Here is a 23,174-nt window from a genome sequence, read left to right as displayed (position 1 = left end):
ATCTGCCACCGCTCGAAGGGAACCTGATCATGCCCCGCCCCCTGCGGGTAGCCATCGTCGGAGCCGGCCCCGCCGGGATCTACGCCGCCGACGCGCTGCTCAAGTCCGGTGTGGCCGCCGACCCCGGTGTGTCCATCGACCTCTTCGAGCGGATGCCGGCCCCGTTCGGACTGATCCGTTACGGCGTGGCTCCGGACCACCCCCGGATCAAGGGCATCATCACGGCCCTGCACCAGGTGCTCGACAAGCCGCAGATCCGCCTGTTCGGCAACGTCGACTACCCGACCGACATCAGCCTGGACGACCTGCGCGCGTTCTACGACGCCGTGATCTTCTCCACGGGCGCGACGGCCGACCGCGAGCTGCGCATACCGGGCATCGAGCTCGACGGCTCCTACGGCGCCGCCGACTTCGTCTCCTGGTACGACGGCCACCCGGACGTACCGCGCACCTGGCCCCTGGAGGCAGAGAAGGTCGCCGTCCTCGGCGTCGGCAACGTCGCCCTGGACGTGGCCCGCATCCTGGCCAAGACGGCCGACGAACTCCTGCCGACGGAGATCCCGCCGAACGTCCACGAGGGCCTCAAGGCCAACAAGGCGCTGGAGGTCCACGTCTTCGGCCGCCGCGGCCCGGCGCAGGCGAAGTTCTCCCCGATGGAGCTGCGCGAGCTCGACCACTCCCCCAACATCGAGGTCATCGTCGACCCCGAGGACATCGACTACGACGAGGGCTCGATCGAGACCCGGCGCGGCAACAAGCAGGCCGACATGGTCGCCAAGACCCTGGAGAACTGGGCGATCCGCGATGTCGGCGACCGCCCGCACAAGCTGTTCCTGCACTTCTTCGAGTCGCCCACCGAGATCCTCGGCGAGGACGGCAAGGTCGTCGGCCTGCGCACCGAGCGCACCGCCCTGGACGGCACCGGCAACGTCAAGGGCACCGGCGAGTTCAAGGACTGGGACGTCACCGCGGTCTACCGCGCGGTCGGCTACCTCTCCGACAAGCTGCCCAAGCTGCCCTGGGACATCGACTCGGGCACGGTCCCCGACCAGGGCGGCCGCGTCATGCAGGAGAGCGGCGAGCACCTGCAGTCGACGTACGTCACCGGCTGGATCCGGCGCGGCCCGGTGGGCCTGATCGGCCACACCAAGGGCGACGCCAACGAGACGGTGTCGAACCTCCTGGACGACTTCGCGAACGACCGCCTCCAGACGCCGGGTTCGCCCGAGCCGGAGGCCGTGGACGCGTTCCTCGCCGAGCGGAACGTCCGCTTCACCACCTGGGAGGGCTGGTACAAGCTGGACGCCGCCGAGAAGGCGCTGGGCGAGCCGCAGGGCCGCGAGCGGGTGAAGCTCGTCGAGCGCGAGGACATGCTGCGCGAGAGCGGCGCCTGATCCGCACCTGACGCCGGTCGTGCCGAAGCCCCGCGGGGGCGGTGCGGCCGGCGTCGCGCTGTGCACGGAACCCTCGCCGCCGGCCCGTCGTTGCCTTCGTGTCCGTACGACCGTGCGGGCCGACGCGGGACGAACGGGGTTGGGTGTGGCACGCGTACTGGTCATCGGCGGCGGGATCGCCGGTACGGCGACGGCTCTGGCGCTGCACAAGGCGGGCTTCGAGACCGTCGTGCACGAGGCCCATCCCGACTCGGCCGAGGACATCGGCGCGTTCCTCACCCTGGCGAGCAACGGCATGCGCGCCCTGGCCCAGTTGGACGCCTCCGCGGCGGTCACCGCGATCGGTTTCCCGCTGACCTCGCTGCGGGTCCTGGACGACACGGGCACCGAGCAGGGGCACGCACCCATGGGCGAGGTCTCCGACCCGCCGCTGCGGTACCGGTGCCTGCGCCGCGGCGACCTCAACACCGCACTCCAGGCCGAGGCCCGGCGCCGGGGCGTCCCCGTCCGGCACGGCGCACGGCTCGCCTCCGTCGAGGACGGCCCCGATGGGGTCACCGCGCACTTCACCGACGGCACCACCGCGACCGGCGACCTGCTGATCGGCGCCGACGGCCTCAACTCCGCCGTACGACGGTCGGTCTCCCCCGGGACGCAGCCGTGCTACGCCGGCCAGTACGTCTTCTACGGCTACACGCGCACCGCGTCTCCTCCCGGCACGGACGCGTGCATCACCATGGTCCGCGGCAGCGGGGCCGCGTTCGGCTACGCGGTGTCGCCCGACGGGGAGGCGTACTGGTTCGCCCGGGTGACCGGCGATCCGCTGCCCGCCGAGGAGTTGGCGCAGGGCACGGCCGCCGGCTGGCGCGATCTGCTGCTGCCGCTGCTGCGCAAGGACGCCACACCGGCGGCGGACCTCGTCGCGGCCACCGGCGACGAGCTCCTGGTCACCAACGCCACCGAGCTCCCCACCGGCACCCCGTGGCGCTCCGGACGGACCCTGCTCATCGGTGACGCCGCCCACGCGGCCTCCCCCGCGACCGGCCAGGGCGCCTCGATGGCCCTGGAGGACGCGGTGGTCCTCGCCAAGTCCCTGCGGGACGCACCGGACACGGACAGCGCGCTCGCCCTCTACGAGACGATCCGCCGCCCCCGCGTGGAACACAACATCACCGTCAGCGGCAACATCTCCCGGGGCATCCACACCCCCTCGCCCACCGCCCGCCCCTCCGACGAGGACCTCGCCCGCCTCCTGGCCTGGGACACGGACCTCTGGGCCGAACGGCACCCTCTCTAGGATTTGAGCCCGAACGACCTTCGCCGGACGAAGGAGCCGCCCGCACCCGGCCGGCGATCCATCACCCGGTCCGAGAAAAGGAGCTTGAGCGGGACGAGCCGTCCGCCGGTGGGGTGCCGGGCGCGGCTCAGTAGCCCGCGCGACTCCAGGGTCCGCGAGACCTCGGAGAGCGTGGCACCAAGTGCCGCGGCCTCGCGCAGGGGCTGCGGCAGTTCGTGCTCCAAGGGGAGGAGCGCGGCGAAGGTGCGCCGCCGCGAACTCCTGGGCGGCTCCGAGCCCGCCCGGCGGGCCCAGCGGACGGCGCCCCAAGGCCTGACCCCGGCCCCTGAGCCCGGCCCCCTCAGGAGAACAGCGCCTGGATGTCCGGCTTCTTGCCGCCGAAGATGCCGTCCTTCTCGCCGAGGGCGGCGAGTTTCTCCAGCGAGGCCACGTCGACCTGGGGCGGCCAGCTCGGGAGGATGAGCTTGGTCAGCACATCGCCGCTGATCTTGGTGTAGACGGTGAGGATCTGGCGGGCCTCGTCCGGATGGCCGGTGGCGTACTCCAGCGACTCCGTCATGGCCTCGGTGAACTTCTTCACCAGCTCCGGGTTCTGCTGCGCGATCTTCGTCGAGGTGAACCAGGTCGCGACGGTGAGCTTCGGATCGGTCTCGGCGAACGGCGAGGCGATGACCCGGGCGCCCTGCGCCTTGGCGACCGTCTGGGCCGGCTCGCCCATCCACGCGGCGGCCACGCGACCGCCGTCCAGCGCGGCCGGCATCTGGTCGAAGGGGATCTCGACGAACTTCACCTTCGCCGGATCGCCGCCGTCCTCGCGCACCGACTCGCGGACCGTGGTGTCCCCGATGTTCTGGAGGGTGTTCACCGCGACCGAGCGTCCGGCCAGGTCCTTCGCCGACTTCACCGGGCTGTCCTTCTTCACCAGGACACCGGTGACGTCGGCCCCCACCTTCCCGTTGGAAGCCGCCCCGTTGACCACGGACTTCACGGGAACGCCCTTGGTCTGCGCGAGCATCAGGGACGTGGTGTTGCTGAAGCCGAACTGGAACTGACCGCTCACCACTCCGGGAATGATGGCCGCACCGCCCTGCGCGGTCACCATCTTCAGCTCGATCCCCCGACGGGCGAAGAAGCCCTTCTTCTGCCCCAGATAGAGCGGCGCCACGTCGACGATGGGGATGACACCGACCGTGACCTGCGTCTTCTTTCCTCCGCTCGCGGACGACGTGCCGCCCCCGGAGTCCGACGACCCACATCCTGCGGCGCCCGCGAGGGTCACCACCGCAACGGCAAGTCCGAGCAAGCGCCTTCGCATGGGGCCCTCCTGACGAGGCGACAGAACGCCTCACGACCCGTCCACTGATGTTGTGCACATCATTGACGCCCGCAATGTACACGCCTACTTTCGCCGGTGTCAGTCCCCCCGACCGCAGGAAAAACGGACTGCCCCCAAGGAGCCCACGTCTCGTGATGCACCGCATCCGCACCCGTACGCTCGTCACCGTCGCGGCCCTGCTGTTCGCCGCCCCCCTCGCACCGGCCGCCCACGCTGCCGAGGACGTCCATGTCGAGGGCCGGCTGCCGTCCGGCGCGACCTACCTCATGGACGTACCGGCCGGCTGGAACGGCACGGTCCTCCTCTACAGCCACGGCTACACACCGCCCGGCGTCCCCAACCCCGCCCGCAACGCACCCGACGACACGACGAAGTCCCTTCTCCTGAAGGAGGGTTACGCGCTCATCGGGTCCTCGTACGCCACCACCGGCTGGGCCGTCACCGAGGCCGTGCCGGACCAGCTCGCCACCCTCGACACCTTCACCGCCCGCTTCGGCCGCGCCGGCCGCACCATCGCCTGGGGCACGTCCTATGGCGGGCTCGTCACGACCGCCCTCGCGGAACGCCACGCGTCCCGCCTCGCCGGTTCGCTGTCGATGTGCGGGCTGGTCCAGGGCGGTGTCGCCAACTGGAACAGCACGCTGGACCCGGTGTTCGCGCTGAAGACGCTCCTCGCGCCCGGATCCGAGATCCGGCTGACCGGGCTGCCGAGCCCGGCCGCCGCGGCCCAGGCCTCCGACGCCATGACGGCCGTCCTCACCGAGGCCCAGCAGACCGCCGACGGACGGGCCAGGATCGCGCTCGCCGCGGCCCTGCACAACATCGCCGGCTGGAACGACCCTTCCCAGCCCCGGCCCGCGCCCACCGACCGGGACGCCCAGCAGTCGAACCAGTACCAGGCCGTCGTCGGGCTGGTGAAGTTCCCCGCGTTCGTCTGGCGCCAGGAGGCCGAGTCCCGGGCGGGCGGCACCATGTCGTGGAACACCGGGGTCGACTACCACGCCATGCTCCGCAACTCCCCCTACCTCAAGGAGGTCAAGGAGCTGTACGCCGAGGCCGGCCTCTCCCTGAAGTCCGATCTCCACGCCCTCGACAGGGCTCCGCGCGCCCGCGCCGACACGAACGCCGTCGACTGGATGAGCCGTACGAGCTCCTTCACCGGGCGCCTCACCAAGCCCCAGCTGAACATCCACACCACCGGCGACGCCCTGATCCCGGTGCAGTCCGAGAGCGCGTACCGCCGGGCCGCCACCGCCGCGGGCTCGGCTCCGCTGCTGCGGCAGCGCTATGTCGACAACGCGGGCCACTGCACCTTCAGCCCCGGCGAGCAGATCGCCGCCCTGCACACACTGGAGGACCGGATCAGGAGCGGCCACTGGCTCGGCAGTGACCCAGCCGCGCTCAACTCCCGTGCCACCGCAGCCGACCCGGCCTCACCGGCCCGCTATCTCCCCTACTCGCCGACCGCCTACCCCCGCCCCTACGACCGGGCACACCCGGCCGACGGGCACCGGATGTAGCCCGCGACCGTCACGGCTCCGAGGTCTCGGACTCCAGCGACGCGCGCGTCGCCCTGCCGTAGACGCCGGAGTCGTCCCGCAGGACGAAGCGGGTGAACTGGTAGGTGCGCACGGCACTCTGGACCTGCTGGTCGAAGTCGCCGTCGGCCTCTCCGGCGTAGAGGCCGACCTGCCGTAGCCGGAGCTGGAGTTCGGCGACCTCGGGCCCGTGGTCCCCGAGGCTGAGCACGGGAGGCTGACCGTTCGACACGGTCGGGCCGGGGGCCACCGTGACGGTGGCGGCGGCGCTGGACGGGGCCCCGACCGGAGTGGTGGTGCCCGTAGGTGACGCGCTGTCACTGGGCCGCGCGCTCGGTGAGGAGGAGGGCGGTGCGGACGACTGTGTCGAGGACGTCGTAGGAGAAGAAGCGGTGACGGACGGGCCGCTCGACGACGGCGGGGCCTCCGGCACGCCCGCGCGTACGCCGCCGGCCGCGGAACCGTCCCGTGAAGGTCCGTCGTAGGTGAAGAGTCCGCCGAGGAATCCGCCCGTGACGAGGACGGCGACGGCCGCTCCCGTCCCGGCGAGGAGCACCGTCCGCCGCCGACGATCCGGGGCGATGTCGGCCGGGGACGCCACGGCCGGCTGCCCGATGGGCTCCAGTCCCGCGTCTACCCCGACCGAGGTGTCAGCGGCCAAGTCCCTTGCAAGAGCAGGCAGTTCTGGTTCTTCGGCCGAGTCGGCCGGTTCCTCGCCGACCTCCACGAAGGGCCGGATGCGCACCGGGTCGAAGTCCTCCGCCGCGGCCGCCTCGGCCGTACGGGACTCGCGGTGGGCCTCGGAGGCGCGGTGCGCGCAGGCGCAGGAGGGGGTGCCGTCCGCCGCCCTGGGCGCCCCGCACTCCGGGCAGACGAGGACTGGTGGTTCACTCACGCGCGTTCCCTCTCCCTACGATCTTCATATCGTAGACAGATATGCCGCGCGGAAATTCCACAACTTGTATCCCTCGGAAACCGCGGCACCCACAGGGCTGAGATTCAGCCACCGTGTGTGACATTGAGTTGAACGGTGGCGGTTGCGGGGCCCCAACGACCCTTCAGGCGAAGGGCACTTGACGATCCGGCGGCGCACAAGACCGCGACAACGAGGGGTAACCAGCGGTAACTTCTGTCCCGCCCCGCCCCTCCAACCGCGCCTCCCCAGGAGACACTCCCCATGCGCAGACTCCTCGCCGCCCTGGCGGCGACCACCGCCGTGCTCGGCGGACTCACCGCGGCCGCCCCGTCCGCCACGGCCGCCGACTCGGGCACCTTCAACGTCCTCAGCTACAACGTGGCCGGCCTGCCCGAGGCCATCTCCAGCGCACCGACGCCCCGCGAGTCGAGCACCACGGCGATCGGCCAGCGGATCGCGCCGTACGACATCGTCCACGTCGAGGAGGACTTCAACTACCACGCCTTCCTCTACGCGGCCGACACGAACCACGCCTACCGCACCCCCACCAGCGGCGGCGCCGGCATCGGCAGCGGCCTGAACACGCTGTCCAAAATCCCCTACGACGCCGACGACTTCGAGCGGGTGCGCTGGAACTCCTGCCAGGTGGACTCGGGCGACTGCCTCACCCCCAAGGGCTTCACCTTCATACGCGAACGCCTCGCCGAGGGCGTCTACGTCGACTTCTACAACCTGCACACCAACGCGGGCACCAACGACGGGGACCTCGCCTCACGCGCGGACAACCTCAACCAGCTCACCGCGTTCATCAAGACCCACTCGGCCGGCAACGCCGTCGTGGTCATGGGCGACACCAACACCCGCTACACCCGCTCCGGCGACACCATCGCCGAGTTCGCCGCCGCCAACGGCCTGACCGACCCCTGGGTCCAGCTGATCCGCGGCGGCACCCCGCCCGCCAAGGGCAGCGACGCCCTGGTCTGCGACCAGACCGGCACCACCGTGCCCAACACCTGCGAGGTCGTCGACAAGGTCCTCTACCGCGGCAGCAAGCTGGTTTCCCTCAACGCCACCTCGTACAACAACGAGCACGCCAAGTTCCTCACCAGCGACAACCTGATGCTCTCCGACCACGACCCGATCACCGTCGGATTCACCTGGTCGCGCAACTCCGCCTACCAGCTCAGCGACCAGTACGGCGGCCCGCACGGCGACTACTACAACGACATCACCAACGTCCCCGCCGGCGCCCGTGCCACCACCATCGGGCTGCGCAGCGGTTCCCGCGTCGACCAGATGAACCTCACCCTGGCGAACGGCACCACGCTCGCCCACGGCGGGACCGGCGGCACCGCGTCGTCCCTGACCCTGGGCAGCGGGGAGTACGTGACCACGGCCCAGCTCTGCCAGGCCGAGTACAACGGCCACACGCGGATCTTCTACGCCAAGTTCACCACCAGCCTCGGCCGCACCCTGGCCGGCGGCACCACCACCGCCGACTGCGTGACCCGCACCGCCCCCTCCGGCTGGCAGATCGCCGGATTCCACGGGCGCTCGGGAGACGCGGTCGACAAGATCGGCTTCATCTACACCCAGCGCTGACCCACCTGACCCGGGGCGCTCCCCCGCGCCCCGGGTGCACAGGAATCACAAAAGAGTGACAGGACGATTGACGCGCTCATGGCCAGGCCCTACTTTCTGATCGATTTACCGAACCACGTTCGAAATACCGGCCATTGAGGTGCCCCCGCACGCCACCTTGGAGAGCACAATGAGCGCAAACCCCCACCTGTCCCGCCGCGGCCTCCTGGGCATGACGGCCGCCGTGCCGCTCGCCCTGGCCCTCGGCGCGGGCACCGCGCAGGCCGCCGACTCGGCGTACGCGATGGTCTACTTCACCGAGTCGACCAAGCTCGGCGACGGCACCGACTACGGCCTCCACCTGGCCGTGAGCCCCGACGGACTCAACTGGACCCCGCTCAACCAGAACAACCCCCTGGTCACCCCCACCGCCGGCGCCCTCGGCCTGCGCGACCCGTTCCTGATGCGCAAGCAGGACGGCACCTTCGTCGTCCTCGCCACCGACCTCAAGGGGACCGACTGGAACTACAACAGCCAGTACATCCACGTCTGGGACTCCGCCGACCTGCGCACCTTCACCGGCTACCGGCGCCTGAAGCTGCACGACATGACGACCCACAGCTGGGCACCCGAGGCGTTCTGGGACGCGGGCCGGGGCCAGTACGCGGTCATCTACTCCGCGGTGAACTCCAGCGGCCACAACGTGATCATGGTCAACTACACCGGCGACTTCGTCACCGCCTCGGCCCCGCAGGTCTTCTTCGACCCCGGCTACGACGTGATCGACGGCGACATGGCCGTGGGCGTGAACGGCTACAACTACCTCTTCTTCAAGAAGAACCAGACCCTGGTGAGCGCCCGATCCACCACCCTGAATCCGGGCAGCTTCACCGAATACAGCGCGGGCGTGGCCCACGGCGGCACCGAGGCCCCCACCGTGGTCAAGTCCCTCACCTCCGGCGCCTGGTGGCTGTGGGGGGACACCTACACCCCCAACGGCGTCTTCTACGCCTGGCAGTCGAGCAGCCCCGCCTCCGGCACCTGGACCGCCCTGGACCAGAAGACCTACACCCAGCCGGTCAACTCCAAGCACTGCGGCATCGCCACGATCACCACGGCCGAGTACGACAACCTGCTCGCGAAGTGGGGCGCGCCGGCCTGGAACCGGCTCAAGTCCTACAACTACCCGGCCCGTTACGTCCGCCACTCCGACTACGTGGGCCGCATCGACGAGTACCCCGTCGAGCCGTACAAGGACTCCCTGTGGACCCTCGTGCCGGGCCTCGCCGACAGCTCCGGCGTGTCCTTCCGGTCGGTCAACTACCCGGACCGCTATCTGCGGCACTACAACTACCAGCTCCGGCTCGACATCAACGACGGCACCTCGACCTTCGCCGGTGACGCGACCTTCTACCGCACGGCGGGCCTCGCGGACGCGAGCTGGGCCTCGTTCCGCTCGTACAACAACCCCACCCGCTATATCCGGCACTCCGACTACGTCCTGCGCATCGACCCGGTCTCCACGACCACCGAGAAGCAGGACGCCACATTCCGGGTAGGTTACTGATTCACCCGAAAAGCCCCCCTGTGACTGCGCGTTTGTATACGCTCCAGGTCGTCTTCACCAGACCTTCACAGGGGGGCTTTTCCATGCGCAGAGGACACATAGCCGCCGTCGCGGCCGCCGCGGGCGCGCTGACCGTGCTGGCCACGATCCCGGCCCACGCCGCCGAGTACTCGTCGGCGCTGAAGATCAAGGGCGTCCAGTACGACGCCCCGGGCCGGGACTCCAACAGCTGCGCCACCGGCAACACCGACGAGGAGTACCTGACGATCAAGAACTACTCGCGGACCGCGACGGTGAACCTCAAGGGGTACGTCGTCAAGGACGCCACCGGCAACAAGTTCACGTTCACGAAGAACCACACGCTCCAGCCCGGCGACTATGTGAAGCTGCGCGGCGGCCGCGGCACCGACTCCGACGCGCACAACGTCGTGTACCGCAACAACTGCAACTTCATCTGGAACAACGACAAGGACACGATCTACCTCTACAAGCCCTCGGGCGCGCACGCCGACACCCACGCGTACACCGCGAGCGCCAACGACCGGGACGGCAACGGGTACATCACGTACCACGGCTGAGCAGGTCACGTCCGCTCACGACGGCCAGCGCGGCGGTCAATGCGACCAGGGCCGCCGCCTGGGTCAGGACGCCCACGCGCAGCGCCCCGGGCAGGAGGTCGAGCCACGGGTAGACCGCGGTGATCCGGACCACCAGGAGGAGCAGACCCAGCGCCGCGAGGGCGGCGGCCTCGGCGGCGGGGACGCGGTTCTCGCCGCGGGCGCGGTACAGCAGCCAGGCGAGGGCCGTCACCAGGTAGCACGTCACGAGGGCCCAGACGGTGTCGACCCCGCCGGGCAGTGCCACGATCGAGCCGCCCATCAGCACACAGCAGGCGGCGAAGACCAGGCCGGGCGCGCCCGCGGGCAGAGCCGCCGGGGGCGCGTCTCGGTGGTGGGCCGCGCAGAGCGCCAGCGCGGAAGCCCAGGCCAGCACGGCGGCCGCGACGACGTAGGCCGAGTCCGAGGGGGCGAAGTCGCGGGCCCAGAGATCCACCAGCGGAAAGAGCGTCGGCAGGGCCGCGACGAGCGCCGACACCTGGGCGAGGCGGCGGTGATCGCGCAGCAGGGCGAAGTAGGCGACCGTCCACAGCAGCGGGAGGAACCACTGGGCGACCGCGCCGGCACCGGCCCACACTCCGTGGCCGGTGAAACCGTCCGTGAACAGGGCCCACTGGCTTCCGCCACGGGTCGACGCCCAGGTCAGTCCGAGGACCCGGTCGACCACGGCGGACGCCGCCTGGAGCAGGACGGCGAAGAGGGCGAAGAGGCGGACGGCCGAGCCGAGTACGGCGTAGCGGCGGGGAGTGCCGCCCGCGCCGAGCCTGCTGCGCACGGCCAGCGCGACGATGCTCGCCACCTCGCCGAGGGTGGGCCGGCTCTGCTCCTGGGTCTCCTGGTCGACGTCCCAGAGGTAGGTCTCGACCATCTCCTCCTCCCGCTCGCGCCGGTAATAGGCGGGCAGCAGGCGCAGAACGGCGCGGTAACGGGATTCGAGCAGCGTCGTCATGCCAGACCTCCGGCGAGTCCGGGCCGCGTGGCGGGCTTGTCGGTCGTTCCAGGAGCACTTGCGGGGCTACGGCGTCCCTCCGCGATCCGCTTCTTCGCGGCGCTCGCTCCGGCGGCCAGCCGCTCCGCCTCGGCGGTCAGGGCCGCGGTCCCCTCGTCGGTGAGGCGGTAGTAGCGCCGGAGTCTGCCCTGCTGCACCTCCTCGCGGTCCAGCACGATCAGTGCGTCGGCGGTGAGCCGGTCCAGTACGCCGTAGAGGGTGCCGACGCGCATCTGCACGGCCCCCTCGGAGAGTTCCTCGACCTCGCGCAGGATGCCGTAGCCGTGCCGCGGCTGATCGGCGAGGGCGGTCAGAACGAAGAACGCCGCCTGTGTCATGTTCCTCGGTGCCATGAACACGAATATATCGGCTCCCGATATATTCAGCCAGCCGAATCGCGGAGGCGGTGGGAGACGAACAGGGCCCGCCCCAATGCGGATGGCGGGCGGGCCCTGTTCGAGAGGTCATTTTGGCGTGCCGGGTCGCGAACCGGGCACGAGTGAACCGCGGCCGCTCGGTGCGAAGCGTGTGCGCCCCGTGTGCGCGGGGCAGATCAAGCTGAGCGTCCCGTGTCGGCGGACGCCCATGCCGCACATGTCCGCCTGCCGGACCCGCCTGGTCCGCACGGGCCGCCGACGACGATACTTGGCCCTGGCACGCACCACTCCTTCTCACAGATGGACCCATGTCAAGCACTCCCACGGCAGACCCCACGGCACCCTCCACCGTCTGGCTGGCCCGCGGCCGCCATCTCGGATCCGACGCGGCCGATGTCCTGCGCCGGAACCTGGAGCTACTGAAGGAGAGCGCGGCCCTCGACGACTTCCAGGAACCGTCCGAGACCGGGGACACCCCGGAGCGGATCTTCGAGGCCCGCTGGCGGGTCGCAGACGAGGTGACCGTCCGGGCCCGGCTCTCCCTCGCCCCCGTGTCGAGCGGCGGACAGGAGTGGGTACTGGCGGCCGAGGCGGAGCAGCCGTGGGATCTGCGGTGGCCGTCGCCCGCGACCATGTTCTGGCCCGACAGCGGGGACGTCTTCTGGGACCGTGACGCCGCCACGGGGCTGCGGCTCAGGGACCTGAGCGTGCTGCCCGAGGAGGACAAGGACGTACGGCGGGTGCTGCGGCAGGCCGTGCGCGGCAGCTGGGCGGTGCATGTCGTCGTCCACGAGGCCATGACCACCGATCAGCGCGGCCGGCGCCCGCTGGCGGACATGATGCCGCCGGGTCTGCGCCACCGGATCGTCGAGCACCGGGCGCTCCCGCACCAGCTGCGGGTCCTGAACTGGGCCGTGAAGGAGTTCGGCGTGGAGGTGCCGCGCGGCGGTGCCGTGGTGCTGCCCGGGACGCCGGTGCCGCCCGGCTACGACGGCCAGGACTTCGCCGTACGCAGCGTGTTCCTCGACGGTTCGGATCCCACCGAGCTGATCGCGACCGTGACACGCTACGCGGCGATGCCCAAGCCGCTGCCGGAGGGCGGCGAGGCGGCGGTGACCGCGCTGCGGGAGCAGTGGCAGCTGCTGACGCCGGCGGAGGAGCTCGAACGCGAGCGCGCGCTGGTGGCGATGTACGCCGAGGCGCTGGAAGCCATGACGAAGTCCCGGGACCTGTACCGGGAGGCCGCCGAGCGGGCGAACGAGGCGCTGGCGATCTACCGCGAGAACGCCCCGGCACCGGAGCCCCGGACGGACCCGGAGGCCACCTCGCCGTTGCAGCAGCTGTCGAAGACGTTCGGGCGCTGGAAGGGCACCCTGCGGCCCCCGGCCCGCGACGAGGACCAGGACCGGCAGATCAGCTGAAGAGCGGGAAACGGTCCGCGTCCGCCCCGAGGGCGAGCCGTTCGGGCTCCGTGAGCGGTGTGCGTCCGGTGGCCGCGCGGGCGTAGTGCTCGTCGCTCCAGTCCAGCGGGACGGGCTCGCCGAGGAGCCCGTCCAGGGTGGCGCGCACCGCGGCCAGGCCCGCGGCGGACGGGCCGGGGGCCTCCGGCAGGTCGACGACGAGGTCGAGGTGGTGGACGGTGGCCTCGACCGCGAGGGTGAGCATCAGGTCTCCGGCCGTCAGCACATGTCCCTGCGTGGAGACCGGCAGCTCCGGAGGGGTGTCCGCGACAGCGTGCACGGTGGCCGCGGTGGTCTCCAGATACAGCTCGCGCAGCTGGCGGAAGTCGGGGAACATGCTGGCGCTCACCCGGTTCCAGCGCCTTCCGTTCGCCGCGCCGACGGGGTCCGGCGCCCAGTCCCGCCAGTAGGTCACCGCGTCCCGGTCGGGCGGTCCGGCCGCGGGCGTGTGCAGGGCGACCAGGGCCCGCTGGGCGTCCCCGGCACAGTGGAAGACCAGATCGCGCACGGCCCAGCCGGTGCAGCCGGTGGGCCGCCAGGACGCCTCGTCGCCGAGAGGGCGTACGACGGCCGCGAAGGACTCGTAGGCGGCGCGCAGCACGTCGGCGTTCATGGTGCCAGCCTAGGCGGGACGATTTCCCGGCGTGACAGGAGGTGTCGGAGGGCCGACCGTGGATACGCGGTGGGGACAGCACTTCGATTCGTCCGGAAGGTCACCTTCATCATGAGCGGCGAGAACAGCGACAGTGCCACCTGCTCCGGGACGACGCTCACGGTCAACGGCAAACCCCACACCCTACTGGTCGACCACCGGCGCGTCCTGCTCGACGTACTGCGCGAGGACCTGGACCTGTGGGGTGCCAGGAAGGGCTGCGACCACGGCCAGTGCGGGGCCTGCACGGTCCTGGTGGACGGGCGCCGGGTCAACAGCTGTCTGCTGCTCGCGGTCGCCCTGGACGGCAGCGAGGTGCGTACTGTCGAGGGCCTAGGCGGCGACGGGGATGAGCTGCATCCCCTCCAGCAGGCCTTCCTGGACCGTGACGCCTTCCAGTGCGGCTACTGCACCCCGGGCCAGCTCTGCTCGGTTCTCGGCATGCTCGACGAGGCGGCGGCGGGCCACCCCTCGCGCGTCACCGGCGACACGCCCGACGGCGGTCCCGAAACCGGCCGCCCCGCACCGGACCGTTCCGCATCCGGCGGTCCCGTACCGCTGGACCGGGACGAGATCCGCGAACGGCTCAACGGCAACCTGTGCCGCTGCGGCGCCTATCCACGCATCGTCGACGCTGTCGAGGACGTGATCCGGTGAAGACCTTCGACTACGTACGGGCCGGCAGCCCCGAAGAGGCGGCGGAGCTCTTCGCCGCCCGGCCCGGCGCCCGCTACCTCGGCGGCGGCACCAACCTGGTCGACCTGATGAAGCTCGGCGTCGAACGGCCTGACGTGCTCGTCGACGTCAGCCGGCTGCCTTTGGACGAGGTCGAGGAGCTGCCGGACGGCGCACTGCGCGTCGGCGCGACGGTCCGCAACAGCGACCTGGCGGCCCATCCGGCCGTCCGCGCCCGCTACCCCGCCCTCTCCCAGGCCCTGCTGGCGGGCGCCTCGGGCCAGCTGCGCAACGCGGCCACCACGGCCGGCAACCTGCTCCAGCGCACCCGCTGCCCCTACTTCCAGGACGTCTCCAAACCGTGCAACAAGCGGGCGCCGGGCAGCGGTTGCGGCGCACGCGAGGGCGTGCACCGGGACCACGCGGTACTCGGACACTCCCCTCAGTGCATCGCCACGCACCCCTCCGACATGGCGGTGGCGCTCGCCGCGCTGGACGCCCAAGTCGAGGTGTACGGCACGGAGGGCGCCCGGAGCCTGCCCGTGGCCGACTTCCACCGGCTGCCGGGGGCACATCCGGAGCGGGACACCGAGCTCCGCCCCGGCGAACTCGTCACCGGGGTGCTGCTACCGGCGGCCCCGGCCGGGCTGCCGTCCGCCTATCGCAAGGCCAGGGACCGGGCGTCGTACTCCTTCGCCCTCGCCTCGGTCGCCGCCGTGGTGCGGGTGACGGACGGGGTGGTCGACCATGCCGGGATCGCCTTCGGGGCGCTGGCGCACCGCCCGTGGCGGGCCCGCCGGGCCGAGCAGGCGCTGGTGGGCGCCGCGCCCACGGCGGCCGCGTTCGAACACGCGATCGACCTGGAACTCTCCGCCGCCGAGCCGTTGCGGGACAACGCCTTCAAAGTGCCCCTGGCGCGCTCGCTCGCCCTGGACGTCCTGACCCGGCTCACCGCGGCCGCCAGGACCTGAGGAGGACGCCATGGACGCCATCACCCGGGGCACGGCCGCCCCTGCCTCCTCGCCCGCGCTGGGCGCTTCCGTCGAGCGCCGCGAAGGGCGGGAGAAGGTCACCGGCACCGCCCGCTACGCAGCCGAACAGCCCTGTCCCGGCCGTACGCACGCCTGGCCGGTGCCCGCCTCGATCGCCCGGGGCCGGGTCACCGGCATCGATACCTCGGCCGCCCTGGAGGTGCCCGGGGTCCTGGCCGTGCTCACCCACGAGAACGCGCCGGAACTGTCCGAGCCGGACGACGCCACGCTCGCCGTGCTGCGCGACTCCCGTGTCCCGCACCGCGGTTGGTTCGTCGCCCTGGTGGTGGGCGAGACCCTGGAGGCCGCCCGCGCGGGTGCCGCCGCCGTCCGCGTCGACTACTCCGTCGAGGACCACGACGTCACTCTGACCGTCACACACCCCGACGTGTACGCGCCCGAGGAGGCCAACGACGGATACCCGGGAACCCGTGAACACGGCGACCCCGAGGGCGCGTTCGCGTCCGCCCCGGTCCGGATCGACACCGACTACCGGGTGCCCCCGCTGCACAACCACCCGATGGAACCGCACGCGACGACGGCCGAGTGGCGCGACGGCCGGCTCACTGTGCACACCTCCACCCAGGGCGCCACGACCGTACGCACCGTCCTGGCCGGCCTGTTCGGCATCCCGGAGGATCATGTCACCGTCCGCGCCGAGCACGTGGGCGGCGGGTTCGGGTCCAAGGGCACGCCCCGTCCCGACGTGGTGCTCGCCGCGATGGCGGCCCGGCACACCGGACGGCCGGTCACCCTGGCGTTCCCCCGCCGCTTCATGCCCGCCGTCGTCGGACACCGCGCCCCCACCCTGCACCGGCTGCGCCTCGGGGCCCACCCCGACGGACGGCTCGCCTCCCTGATCCACGAGGTCACCACCCACACCTCGCGCGTCAAGGAGTTCGTGGAGCAGGCCGCGGTGCCCGCACGCGTGATGTACGCCGCCCCCGACTCCCGTACGGCGCACCGCGTGGTGCCCCTCGACGTGCCCACCCCGTCCTGGATGCGGGCCCCAGGCGAGGCGCCCGGTATGTACGCGCTGGAGTCGGCCATGGACGAGCTGGCCACCGAACTGGGCATGGATCCTGTGGAGTTGAGGGTTGTCAACGAGCCGGACACCGAACCCGACAGCGGCAAACCCTTCAGCAGCAGGCACCTGGTCGAGTGTCTGCGCGAGGGCGCCCGGCGCTTCGGCTGGGCCGGGCGGGACCCGCGACCGCGCTCCCGCGCCGAGGGCCCGCTGCTGGTGGGCTCGGGGGTGGCGGCCGCCACGTATCCCGTGCTGGTCCATCCGTCCACGGCGGCGGCGCGGGCCCTGCCCGACGGGACCTTCCTGGTAGGGATCAACGCCGCCGACATCGGCACGGGTGCCCGGACCGTACTCGCGCAGATCGCCGCGGACGCGCTCGGTGTGCCCGTGGACCGGGTGCGGACCGAGGTGGGCAGCAGCGACCTGCCCGCAGCCTCACTGGCCGGCGGCTCGTCAGGCACCGCCTCCTGGGGCTGGGCGGTGCACAAGGCCTGCGTCCGGCTCGCGGAGCGCCTGGCCGAAGGGCCGCTGCCCGCGGAGGGGATCGAGGTGCGCGCCGACACGGCCGGCCAGGCCGACGCCGACAGCCCCTTCGCCCGGCACGCCTTCGGCGCCCACTTCGCGGAGGTCGCCGTCGACACGGTCACCGGTGAGACCCGGGTCCGCCGTCTGCTGGGCGTGTATGCCGCCGGACACATCCTCAACTCCCGTACGGCGCGCTCCCAGTTCGTCGGCGGCATGACCATGGGGCTCGGCATGGCGCTCACCGAGGGCAGCACCATGGACGCCGCGTTCGGGGACTTCGCCGAATCCGACCTGGCCGCGTACCACGTGCCCACGCACGCCGACGTCCCCGACATCGAGGCGCACTGGATCGACGAGGACGACACCCGCCTCAACCCCATGGGCAGCAAGGGCATCGGCGAGATCGGCATCGTGGGGACGGCCTCCGCGATCGGCAACGCCGTCTTCCACGCGACCGGCGTGCGCCTGCGCGAGCTGCCCCTCACACCGGACCGCGTACTGAGCGGCCTCCGCCGGAGGGGCGGCTCCTGGGCCGGAGGGGCGGCTCCTGGGCCGGAGGGGCGGCTCCTGGGCCGGAGGGGCGGCTCCTGGGCTAGGGGGCCAGCGGGGCGTCGGCCGCCTTTCGGATGGCCTCCGCCGTCCGCCGTTCCGCCAGGACGCGTTCCGGCGACGGAGGCGTGGCGAGCTGCACCACGAGGGCGGTCAGTGCGGCCAGCGACGCGCACACGGCCACCGTCCCCACGAGCCAGGCCGGCGCCAACGGCAGCTCCAGGACCCGGGAGAGCCCGGCCGAGCGGAACCGCCCGTCGAGCAACTGACCCGCGGCCACCGCCGCCGGTACGGCGACCGCGAGGGCCAGGACCGGAACGACGGGGCGGATCAGCAGCAGGGCGAGCAGGACGCACAGGACCGACACCCCGAGCGCGAACCCGTACACCTGCATGGATGCCCCGTCCCGGTGCGCGGGGAAGCACACGACACCGCAGACCAGCAGGGCCAGGGCGGCGATCCTGCTCGGCCAGGCCGGTGCCCTTCGGATCGGCCACGACGCGGGCGGATGCGGTGGCGGGGCCGGATAGCCGTCCGCCCCCGGCCTCTCCGGTTCGGGCCGCCCCTCCTCCTCGTACAACTCGTGCTCCTCGAACAGCGGCTGCGGGGGTTCCTCCGTGGCCAGGCGTCCGATGAGCTCGACGAGTTCCTCGACGGGCCTGCCGGTCGCTGCCGCGCGCACCGCCTCCTGCCCGCAGTGGGGCCGCAGTTCGGACCGGTTCAGCAGGGCGACCAGACGGGTCACGTCCTCGACGGGACGGGACTCGGCGGCGGCCCGGATCGCCTCGTCGGCGCTGTCCGCGTCCCGCGGCGGCCGGGTCAGCAGGGAGACGAGCCGGGTGACGTCCTCCACAGACCGGTCCACGCCGACGGCACGGAGGGCCGCGACGGTGGCCTGCGCGTACTCGGGAGACTGTTCCAGCAGGGTGATCAGGTGGACGACGTCCTCCAGGGGACGGTCGGCCACGGCGGCACGCACCAGGTCGCCGACGGGATCGCCGTACGACCGGTCCATCGGTATGGCGGGTTCGTTCGGGTGAGCTGCTGTCGGGCCGGTGGTCATGCTCTGCTCCAGACAAAGAGTGCGGTCACTCCTACGCGCCCCCGTCGTGCGACCGCGACATTGCGATGACCCATTCGTAAGCGGGTACCCGACGGCGTGCCACTCGGATGGGCCACGGGTGTGAGGGCGGCCCCGGTGAGCCATAGGGCGACCGGATGCGGGAATCCGTCACAGAGCGGGCCGTTCGGCGCCCGGAGGAGGAGGTCGGCCCGTGGATTCGACCACAGCACTGATCGTCGTCGTCGTGGTGCTCGCGGCGCTGGCGCTGGCGGTGGCCGTGGGGCTGCTCGTACGGCTCGTGAGAACCCGCCGCGGTCTGCGGCGGGCGGGACTTCCCACCGGGCCCCGCTGGGTCTTCTGGGGTGCCCTGTTGTACTTCGTCCTGCCCACCGATCTGGTGCCGGATCCGGTGTACCTCGATGACATCGGTGTCCTGCTGCTCGCCCTGCGCACTCTGCGCGGTTCCCCTTCCGACCGGGCCGCCCTGCGGCTCGACGAGCGGGACCCGGAGGCCTTCCGCCGACCCTGATTACGCAGGGTAAGGAAACCAATCACTCGTTCGATTCGTATAAGTCTCTGGAGGCCGAAGGAAGTCGGCTGACCTGACGGCGTCGTGGGGTGGCGTCCGTCCGGGAGAGGCAGTACCGGCGAGGGAGAGACGATGCAACCGTTCGCGCTCAACTACGCACGTCCGGCAGCGACGTTGGAGGCGACCACTCCGTACGCCTACGACTCCGGCATGCAGTTGAACGTGCTCAGGGACGGCCGGGTCGCGGCCCGCGACCACGCGCTGATGAGGGAACTGGGGACCACCACGAGCACGGCGGGCTCCAAGACACACTTCGACGACTGAACACGGCCGACTGTCGATGACCGTGTTGATTCTTACCTGCGAAGAGGACGTGACGGCCGACATGGTCGTGGTGCACCTCAACGCCACGGGGGTACCGGTGGTCCGGCTCGACCCGGCCGACCTGACCGACGGGGTCGCGCTGTCCGGGGAGTACGTGCACGGCGGCTTCCGCGGCCACCTGTCGGCCGGCGGCCGGCTGGTGGGCATCTCCGGGCTGCGCTCGATCTGGGTCCGCCGCCCCGGCATCCCCGCGGCGCGGGCGGCCGCGCCCTCGGAGTGGCTGACCGAGGAGTCCGCCCAGGCGCTGTACGGCATGCTCCGGGGCAGTGACGCCCGCTGGATGAACCACCCGGACGCGGCCCGCCGGGCCCGTCACAAGCCCTGGCAGCTGCGGCTCGCCCAGCGCTGCGGCCTGCCCGTCCCGGCCACGATCGTGACAACGTTCCCGCAGGCCGCCCGGGAGTTCGCCGAGCGCTATCCCGACCTGGTGGTCAAGCCGGTCTCCGGGGCGCACCCGCAGGACCCGCCGCGGGCGGTGCCGACCAGCCGGGTCGCCCCGGACGCCGATTTCGCGGCCGTCGCGTTCGGGCCGACCCTGCTGCAACGGCGGGTGGCCAAACGGGCCGACATACGCCTGACCGTCGTGGGCGAGACGATGCTGGCCGCCCGGAAGGCAGCAGGCGCCGAGGACGAGGTGGACGTCCGTTTCGCCCCCTCCACCTCTCCGTGGCAGCCCGCCGACGTCCCGCCACGGGTGGCCGCGGCCGTCCGGGACTATCTTCGGGCGGCCGAACTGGCTTACGGGGCCTTCGACTTCGCCGAGGACGGCGACGGGACCTGGTGGTTCCTGGAATGCAACCAGTCGGGGCAGTTCGGCTTCGTGGAGGTGGAGACGGGCCAGCCGATCGCGCGCAGCATCGCGGAATGGCTGGCCCGGCCCGGTCCGGACCCGCGCTCCCGTGCCAACGGCGCCGACACCGCGGTGTCCTGAGACCGGATCAGTAGGGCCGCGGGGCTGCGGGCGGCAGGGCGGGCACCCATCCCTGCCCGGGCGAGGCCGGGCGCTCGGGGACGGGCGGGGGCATGAAGGACTGCAGCGGCCGCATGACGTACTCCAGTTCCCTGCGTACGCGCTCGGCCTCCCTGCGGGCTAGAGCGGGGACGTCGCCGCGCTCGGCGACGAGTCGGTCGTAGATGGGGGAATCCTGGAACACCCGTCAACGCGCCTTTCGTTTTCGCGGGCCCACGCGCATGGGCACGGCTGACGAGTCTAGGCGCCTCCACGTACCGACGTGCGAATTCCGAGTCGGGCTTGACGGCCCGCGGGGAGTCATGCGCCGGTGGTGGACCCCGGACGGACGATCATCAGGACGGTCACGGTCGCCCACAGAAGGTTGAAAATGCCCGTGAACATGGCCAGTTGGGCGGTGGCGCGGTGTTCGACGCTCCCGTGTCCGGTCAGCTCCTCGAGGAGTTCGCCCTGCCGTGGAAGGACGAAGGCGGCGAGAACTCCCGCGGCCGCGGCCGTCAGAGCCATGGACGTGGTCAACCAGGCGTCGCCCAGGACGCCCATCGCGGCTCCGGTGGCGATACCGAGGGCGGGGACCGCGATGCCGATACCCGCGTACACGCGGCAGATGCGGTGCAGCAGCCGTACCGTGCCGACGCCCGCCTCCTCCGCGTGGGCCCGGCGGGCCGCGGGCGGGAACATGCTGGCCGCGACGGTCACCGGTCCCACGGCGACGATGGCGACGAGGACGTGCAGGGCCAGCAGGAACTTGGTCATGGGGTGGCGTGTCCTTCTCGGTGCGGTCGGCGGTGCCCGTCCACGCTAGGTACCCGCCGGGTGATCACACAGGGGCTGAAACGACAGCTTCCAATGGATTCCCGCCAACGCGTCCGACAGGGAGTTCCTCCTGATCCCGGGGTCGTGGCCGTGGCGGGAATCCACCTATCGTGGCGGTCATGCACTCCGTGACGATCCTGGTTCTCGACGACGTGGTGCCGTTCGACATGGCGGCGCCCATGCAGGTGTTCGACTGGACGCGGCTGCCCGACGGCCGCCCCGCCTACCGGGTCCGGCTGTGCGCCGAGTCGCCGGAGGTCCGCGCGGACGGCGGTTTCACCCTGCGGGTCGAGCACGGCCTCGAAGCCCTCAGGGAGGCGGACACGGTCGTCGTGCCGGGGCGCTCCCCGATGGCCGGACCGCCTTCCCCGCGCGTCCTTGCGGCTCTGCGGGAGGCCGCGGCGGCCGGCACCCGGATCGCGTCCGTGTGCGCGGGCGCGTTCGTGCTGGCGGAGGCCGGGCTCCTGGACGGACTGCGCGCCACCACGCACTGGGTGGCCGCGGACGACCTGGCACGCCGCTTCCCCGCCGTCGAGGTCCAGCCGGACGTGCTGTACGTCGACAACGGGCAGATCCTGACCTCCGCGGGTGCGGCCGCGGCCCTCGACATGTGCCTGCACATGATCCGCCGGGACCTGGGCTCGGCGGTCGCCGCGCATGCCGCCCGGATGTCGGTGATGCCACTCGAACGGGAGGGCGGACAGGCCCAGTTCATCGTGTACGACCACCCGCCCGTGCCCCGGGGTTCGACGCTGGAGCCGGTCCTGGAGTGGGTCGAGGACAACCTGGCCCACGAGATCACCCTCGGGGCGATGGCGGCCCGTTCGGGGATGAGCGAGCGCACCTTCAGCCGCCGTTTCCGCGAGCAGACCGGCAGCACCCCGCTGCAGTGGCTGCTGCGGGCCCGGGTACGGCGGGCCCAGTACCTGCTGGAGAACACCGGTCACCCGGTCGAGCGGATCGCGCGGCAGGCGGGGTTCGGCTCCCCCACGGCCTTCAGGGAACGCTTCCGCCGGGTCGTCGGCACTACCCCGCAGGCGTACCGCGCGGCCTTCCACGCGAAGGACACGGTCCCGGCGGCGGCACGCTCCTGACCGCCCGCCGGGTCCGGCGTGGCGTCAACCGGCCAGCGGCAGGCTGCTCTCCCCGTCCGGGTCCGCGCATCCGGCGGCCGGCAGCAGGGCGTCGGCCCTGGCGACCGCTTCTCGGACATCGTCGGTGCCCATCATCACGCACAGTGTGTAACTGACGTCCTCCAGCTCACGAGCCGTCGACGGCCTGTCCCTCTCCGCCTGGGCGATCCTCAGTGACGCATAGCGGGTCAGCAGGGTTCTGACGGCCTTCGGGTCCGGAATGAGCACGAAGCGCCCCTCTCTCGAATTTTTCGCTGCGTATGCCCCCTCCGCACCGGCCCAATCCCATCCGCCGCTCCCCGGCACGCGATTGGCGCAATACCGTGCGGGCGGACCCGCTTCCCCAAGGGCCGCAAACCGTTGAACAAGGGGCATCCCTCGCACAGTGAACGGTATACGCCCATGAACCGCTCCGCAGGTCTCCTCAGCGCCCTCTATCTCGCGACGAGCACCGGACTCGCCTGGACAGCGGTCCTCGCGCTGCGCTCCGGCCCGCCGTGGGCCGTGTGTCTGTTCGCCGCCGCGAGCCTGGTCCCGGTCATCGCCGTCGTGCGCGAGAGCGTGCTCTGCGACCAGCGGCGCGCTCTGGCCGAAACGCGCAGGCGGGCCGCCGTCCCCGAAGGACCGGGCGCGGGAGTCGCCGACGACATCGTCCGCGCCGAACTCGACACCGCGTGCTGCGAACGCTGGTGGACGAGCTGCGGCACCGACCACGACACGACATGCCCCCGCCGCGTGCCCCGAAGCAG

23 protein-coding genes and 1 pseudogene are annotated in these 23,174 nt (G+C 71.7%); 15 read left to right on the top strand and 9 right to left on the bottom strand.

Features of this window, described 5'->3' with window-relative positions:
- The first annotated feature begins 29 nt into the window (after positions 1-29).
- Entirely contained in the window at positions 30-1,394 is a 1,365-nt protein-coding gene (locus H293_RS0107665) for an FAD-dependent oxidoreductase (RefSeq protein WP_020117296.1), read from the top strand.
- A gap of 145 nt (positions 1,395-1,539) precedes the next feature.
- Positions 1,540-2,691: an FAD-dependent oxidoreductase gene (locus H293_RS0107660; RefSeq protein ID WP_020117295.1), complete on the top strand. Its 1,152-nt coding sequence runs from the start codon at positions 1,540-1,542 to the stop codon at positions 2,689-2,691.
- On the opposite strand, the gene H293_RS61585 is transcribed toward H293_RS0107660, so the two are convergent.
- Positions 2,688-2,915: a hypothetical protein gene (locus H293_RS61585; protein WP_020117294.1), complete on the bottom strand. Its 228-nt coding sequence runs from the start codon at positions 2,913-2,915 to the stop codon at positions 2,688-2,690. The genes H293_RS0107660 and H293_RS61585 overlap by 4 nt on opposite strands.
- A gap of 116 nt (positions 2,916-3,031) precedes the next feature.
- Positions 3,032-4,006: an ABC transporter substrate-binding protein gene (locus tag H293_RS0107650; protein WP_020117293.1), complete on the bottom strand. Its 975-nt coding sequence runs from the start codon at positions 4,004-4,006 to the stop codon at positions 3,032-3,034.
- 155 nt (positions 4,007-4,161) lie between these two features.
- Here H293_RS0107650 and H293_RS0107645 point away from each other — a divergent pair, with 155 nt between their 5' ends.
- On the top strand, positions 4,162-5,547 hold the full coding sequence (locus H293_RS0107645; RefSeq protein WP_020117292.1) for an alpha/beta hydrolase: 1,386 nt from the start codon (positions 4,162-4,164) through the stop codon (positions 5,545-5,547).
- 10 nt (positions 5,548-5,557) lie between these two features.
- Here the strand turns inward: H293_RS0107645 and H293_RS0107640 are convergent, their stop codons facing one another.
- On the bottom strand, positions 5,558-6,460 hold the full coding sequence (locus H293_RS0107640) for a peptidoglycan-binding domain-containing protein (RefSeq protein ID WP_020117291.1): 903 nt from the start codon (positions 6,458-6,460) through the stop codon (positions 5,558-5,560).
- A gap of 282 nt (positions 6,461-6,742) precedes the next feature.
- Between H293_RS0107640 and H293_RS0107635 the strand changes: the two genes are divergently transcribed.
- The 3 genes from H293_RS0107635 (at position 6,743) to H293_RS0107625 (ending at position 10,207) form a co-directional block, all read left to right on the top strand.
- Complete coding sequence (locus tag H293_RS0107635) at positions 6,743-8,083, top strand: jacalin-like lectin (protein ID WP_020117290.1); 1,341 nt, start codon at positions 6,743-6,745, stop codon at positions 8,081-8,083.
- A 169-nt stretch (positions 8,084-8,252) separates the two neighbouring features.
- The gene (locus H293_RS0107630) at positions 8,253-9,629 is read left to right on the top strand and encodes a glycoside hydrolase family 43 protein (protein ID WP_020117289.1); all 1,377 of its coding nucleotides are present in this window, start codon (positions 8,253-8,255) and stop codon (positions 9,627-9,629) included.
- 83 nt (positions 9,630-9,712) lie between these two features.
- Complete coding sequence (locus H293_RS0107625; RefSeq protein WP_020117288.1) at positions 9,713-10,207, top strand: lamin tail domain-containing protein; 495 nt, start codon at positions 9,713-9,715, stop codon at positions 10,205-10,207.
- On the opposite strand, the gene H293_RS0107620 is transcribed toward H293_RS0107625, so the two are convergent.
- Both H293_RS0107620 and H293_RS0107615 read right to left on the bottom strand, forming a co-directional pair.
- Positions 10,191-11,195 carry a hypothetical protein gene (locus H293_RS0107620; protein ID WP_020117287.1) on the bottom strand — a complete coding sequence of 335 codons (1,005 nt, stop codon included), beginning with the start codon at positions 11,193-11,195 and terminating at the stop codon, positions 10,191-10,193. The genes H293_RS0107625 and H293_RS0107620 overlap by 17 nt on opposite strands.
- On the bottom strand, positions 11,192-11,572 hold the full coding sequence (locus H293_RS0107615; protein ID WP_020117286.1) for a PadR family transcriptional regulator: 381 nt from the start codon (positions 11,570-11,572) through the stop codon (positions 11,192-11,194). The genes H293_RS0107620 and H293_RS0107615 overlap by 4 nt, the downstream gene beginning before the upstream one ends.
- Before the next feature lie 347 nt (positions 11,573-11,919).
- On the opposite strand from H293_RS0107615, the gene H293_RS0107610 reads away from it, so the two are divergent.
- Positions 11,920-13,032 (top strand): hypothetical protein, encoded by a 1,113-nt coding sequence (locus H293_RS0107610; protein ID WP_020117285.1) that lies wholly within the window; start codon positions 11,920-11,922, stop codon positions 13,030-13,032.
- Here H293_RS0107610 and H293_RS0107605 read toward each other — a convergent pair.
- Complete coding sequence (locus H293_RS0107605) at positions 13,025-13,684, bottom strand: maleylpyruvate isomerase N-terminal domain-containing protein (protein WP_020117284.1); 660 nt, start codon at positions 13,682-13,684, stop codon at positions 13,025-13,027. The genes H293_RS0107610 and H293_RS0107605 overlap by 8 nt on opposite strands.
- A 111-nt stretch (positions 13,685-13,795) precedes the next feature.
- On the opposite strand from H293_RS0107605, the gene H293_RS0107600 reads away from it, so the two are divergent.
- The 6 genes and pseudogenes from H293_RS0107600 (at position 13,796) to tgmB (ending at position 20,437) form a co-directional block, all read left to right on the top strand.
- Positions 13,796-14,380 (top strand): (2Fe-2S)-binding protein, encoded by a 585-nt coding sequence (locus tag H293_RS0107600; RefSeq protein WP_028807643.1) that lies wholly within the window; start codon positions 13,796-13,798, stop codon positions 14,378-14,380.
- On the top strand, positions 14,377-15,369 hold the full coding sequence (locus H293_RS0107595; RefSeq protein ID WP_020117282.1) for an FAD binding domain-containing protein: 993 nt from the start codon (positions 14,377-14,379) through the stop codon (positions 15,367-15,369). The genes H293_RS0107600 and H293_RS0107595 overlap by 4 nt, the downstream gene beginning before the upstream one ends.
- 10 nt (positions 15,370-15,379) lie before the next feature.
- A pseudogene (locus tag H293_RS54590) lies at positions 15,380-17,491 on the top strand (xanthine dehydrogenase family protein molybdopterin-binding subunit); the annotation flags it as partial.
- 1,313 nt (positions 17,492-18,804) lie between these two features.
- Positions 18,805-19,122, top strand: a complete 318-nt coding sequence (locus H293_RS0107575; protein WP_020117279.1) for a YkvA family protein — start codon at positions 18,805-18,807, stop codon at positions 19,120-19,122.
- 132 nt (positions 19,123-19,254) lie between these two features.
- Positions 19,255-19,446 carry a putative ATP-grasp-modified RiPP gene (gene tgmA / locus H293_RS0107570; protein WP_020117278.1) on the top strand — a complete coding sequence of 64 codons (192 nt, stop codon included), beginning with the start codon at positions 19,255-19,257 and terminating at the stop codon, positions 19,444-19,446.
- Between the two features lie 16 nt (positions 19,447-19,462).
- On the top strand, positions 19,463-20,437 hold the full coding sequence (gene tgmB / locus H293_RS0107565) for an ATP-grasp ribosomal peptide maturase (protein WP_020117277.1): 975 nt from the start codon (positions 19,463-19,465) through the stop codon (positions 20,435-20,437).
- Between the two features lie 7 nt (positions 20,438-20,444).
- Here the strand turns inward: tgmB and H293_RS0107560 are convergent, their stop codons facing one another.
- Both H293_RS0107560 and H293_RS0107555 read right to left on the bottom strand, forming a co-directional pair.
- Positions 20,445-20,660 (bottom strand): hypothetical protein, encoded by a 216-nt coding sequence (locus H293_RS0107560; protein WP_020117276.1) that lies wholly within the window; start codon positions 20,658-20,660, stop codon positions 20,445-20,447.
- A 116-nt stretch (positions 20,661-20,776) separates the two neighbouring features.
- A complete protein-coding gene (locus H293_RS0107555; RefSeq protein ID WP_020117275.1) occupies positions 20,777-21,232 on the bottom strand; it encodes a hypothetical protein in 456 nt (151 codons plus the stop codon).
- A gap of 179 nt (positions 21,233-21,411) precedes the next feature.
- Between H293_RS0107555 and H293_RS0107550 the strand changes: the two genes are divergently transcribed.
- Positions 21,412-22,386: a GlxA family transcriptional regulator gene (locus H293_RS0107550; protein ID WP_033415306.1), complete on the top strand. Its 975-nt coding sequence runs from the start codon at positions 21,412-21,414 to the stop codon at positions 22,384-22,386.
- A gap of 24 nt (positions 22,387-22,410) precedes the next feature.
- On the opposite strand, the gene H293_RS0107545 is transcribed toward H293_RS0107550, so the two are convergent.
- Positions 22,411-22,653, bottom strand: coding sequence for a DUF5133 domain-containing protein (locus H293_RS0107545; RefSeq protein WP_020117273.1), 243 nt, complete (start codon positions 22,651-22,653; stop codon positions 22,411-22,413).
- A gap of 174 nt (positions 22,654-22,827) precedes the next feature.
- On the opposite strand from H293_RS0107545, the gene H293_RS49210 reads away from it, so the two are divergent.
- A partial coding sequence (locus H293_RS49210; protein ID WP_020117272.1) for a hypothetical protein occupies positions 22,828-23,174 on the top strand: 347 nt, incomplete at its 3' end.

It is taken from the genome of Streptomyces canus 299MFChir4.1 (assembly GCF_000383615.1).
GTDB lineage: Bacteria > Actinomycetota > Actinomycetes > Streptomycetales > Streptomycetaceae > Streptomyces > Streptomyces canus_C.
Note: the sequence above shows the minus strand (reverse complement) of the source record. Positions and strands in the feature narration are given on the sequence as shown.

Bases quoted from the DNA above. Each gene is read 5' to 3' on its own strand.
- H293_RS0107650 (WP_020117293.1), bottom strand. From the start codon at position 4,006: ATGCGAAGGCGCTTGCTCGGACTTGCCGTTGCGGTGGTGACCCTCGCG.
- tgmA (WP_020117278.1), top strand. From the start codon at position 19,255: ATGCAACCGTTCGCGCTCAACTACGCACGTCCGGCAGCGACGTTGGAG.
- H293_RS0107555 (WP_020117275.1), bottom strand. From the start codon at position 21,232: ATGACCAAGTTCCTGCTGGCCCTGCACGTCCTCGTCGCCATCGTCGCC.
- H293_RS0107665 (WP_020117296.1), top strand. From the start codon at position 30: ATGCCCCGCCCCCTGCGGGTAGCCATCGTCGGAGCCGGCCCCGCCGGG.
- H293_RS0107615 (WP_020117286.1), bottom strand. From the start codon at position 11,572: ATGACACAGGCGGCGTTCTTCGTTCTGACCGCCCTCGCCGATCAGCCG.
- H293_RS0107645 (WP_020117292.1), top strand. From the start codon at position 4,162: ATGCACCGCATCCGCACCCGTACGCTCGTCACCGTCGCGGCCCTGCTG.
- tgmB (WP_020117277.1), top strand. From the start codon at position 19,463: ATGACCGTGTTGATTCTTACCTGCGAAGAGGACGTGACGGCCGACATG.
- H293_RS0107620 (WP_020117287.1), bottom strand. From the start codon at position 11,195: ATGACGACGCTGCTCGAATCCCGTTACCGCGCCGTTCTGCGCCTGCTG.
- H293_RS0107550 (WP_033415306.1), top strand. From the start codon at position 21,412: ATGCACTCCGTGACGATCCTGGTTCTCGACGACGTGGTGCCGTTCGAC.
- H293_RS0107610 (WP_020117285.1), top strand. From the start codon at position 11,920: ATGTCAAGCACTCCCACGGCAGACCCCACGGCACCCTCCACCGTCTGG.
- H293_RS0107600 (WP_028807643.1), top strand. From the start codon at position 13,796: ATGAGCGGCGAGAACAGCGACAGTGCCACCTGCTCCGGGACGACGCTC.
- H293_RS0107625 (WP_020117288.1), top strand. From the start codon at position 9,713: ATGCGCAGAGGACACATAGCCGCCGTCGCGGCCGCCGCGGGCGCGCTG.
- H293_RS0107635 (WP_020117290.1), top strand. From the start codon at position 6,743: ATGCGCAGACTCCTCGCCGCCCTGGCGGCGACCACCGCCGTGCTCGGC.
- H293_RS0107605 (WP_020117284.1), bottom strand. From the start codon at position 13,684: ATGAACGCCGACGTGCTGCGCGCCGCCTACGAGTCCTTCGCGGCCGTC.
- H293_RS0107630 (WP_020117289.1), top strand. From the start codon at position 8,253: ATGAGCGCAAACCCCCACCTGTCCCGCCGCGGCCTCCTGGGCATGACG.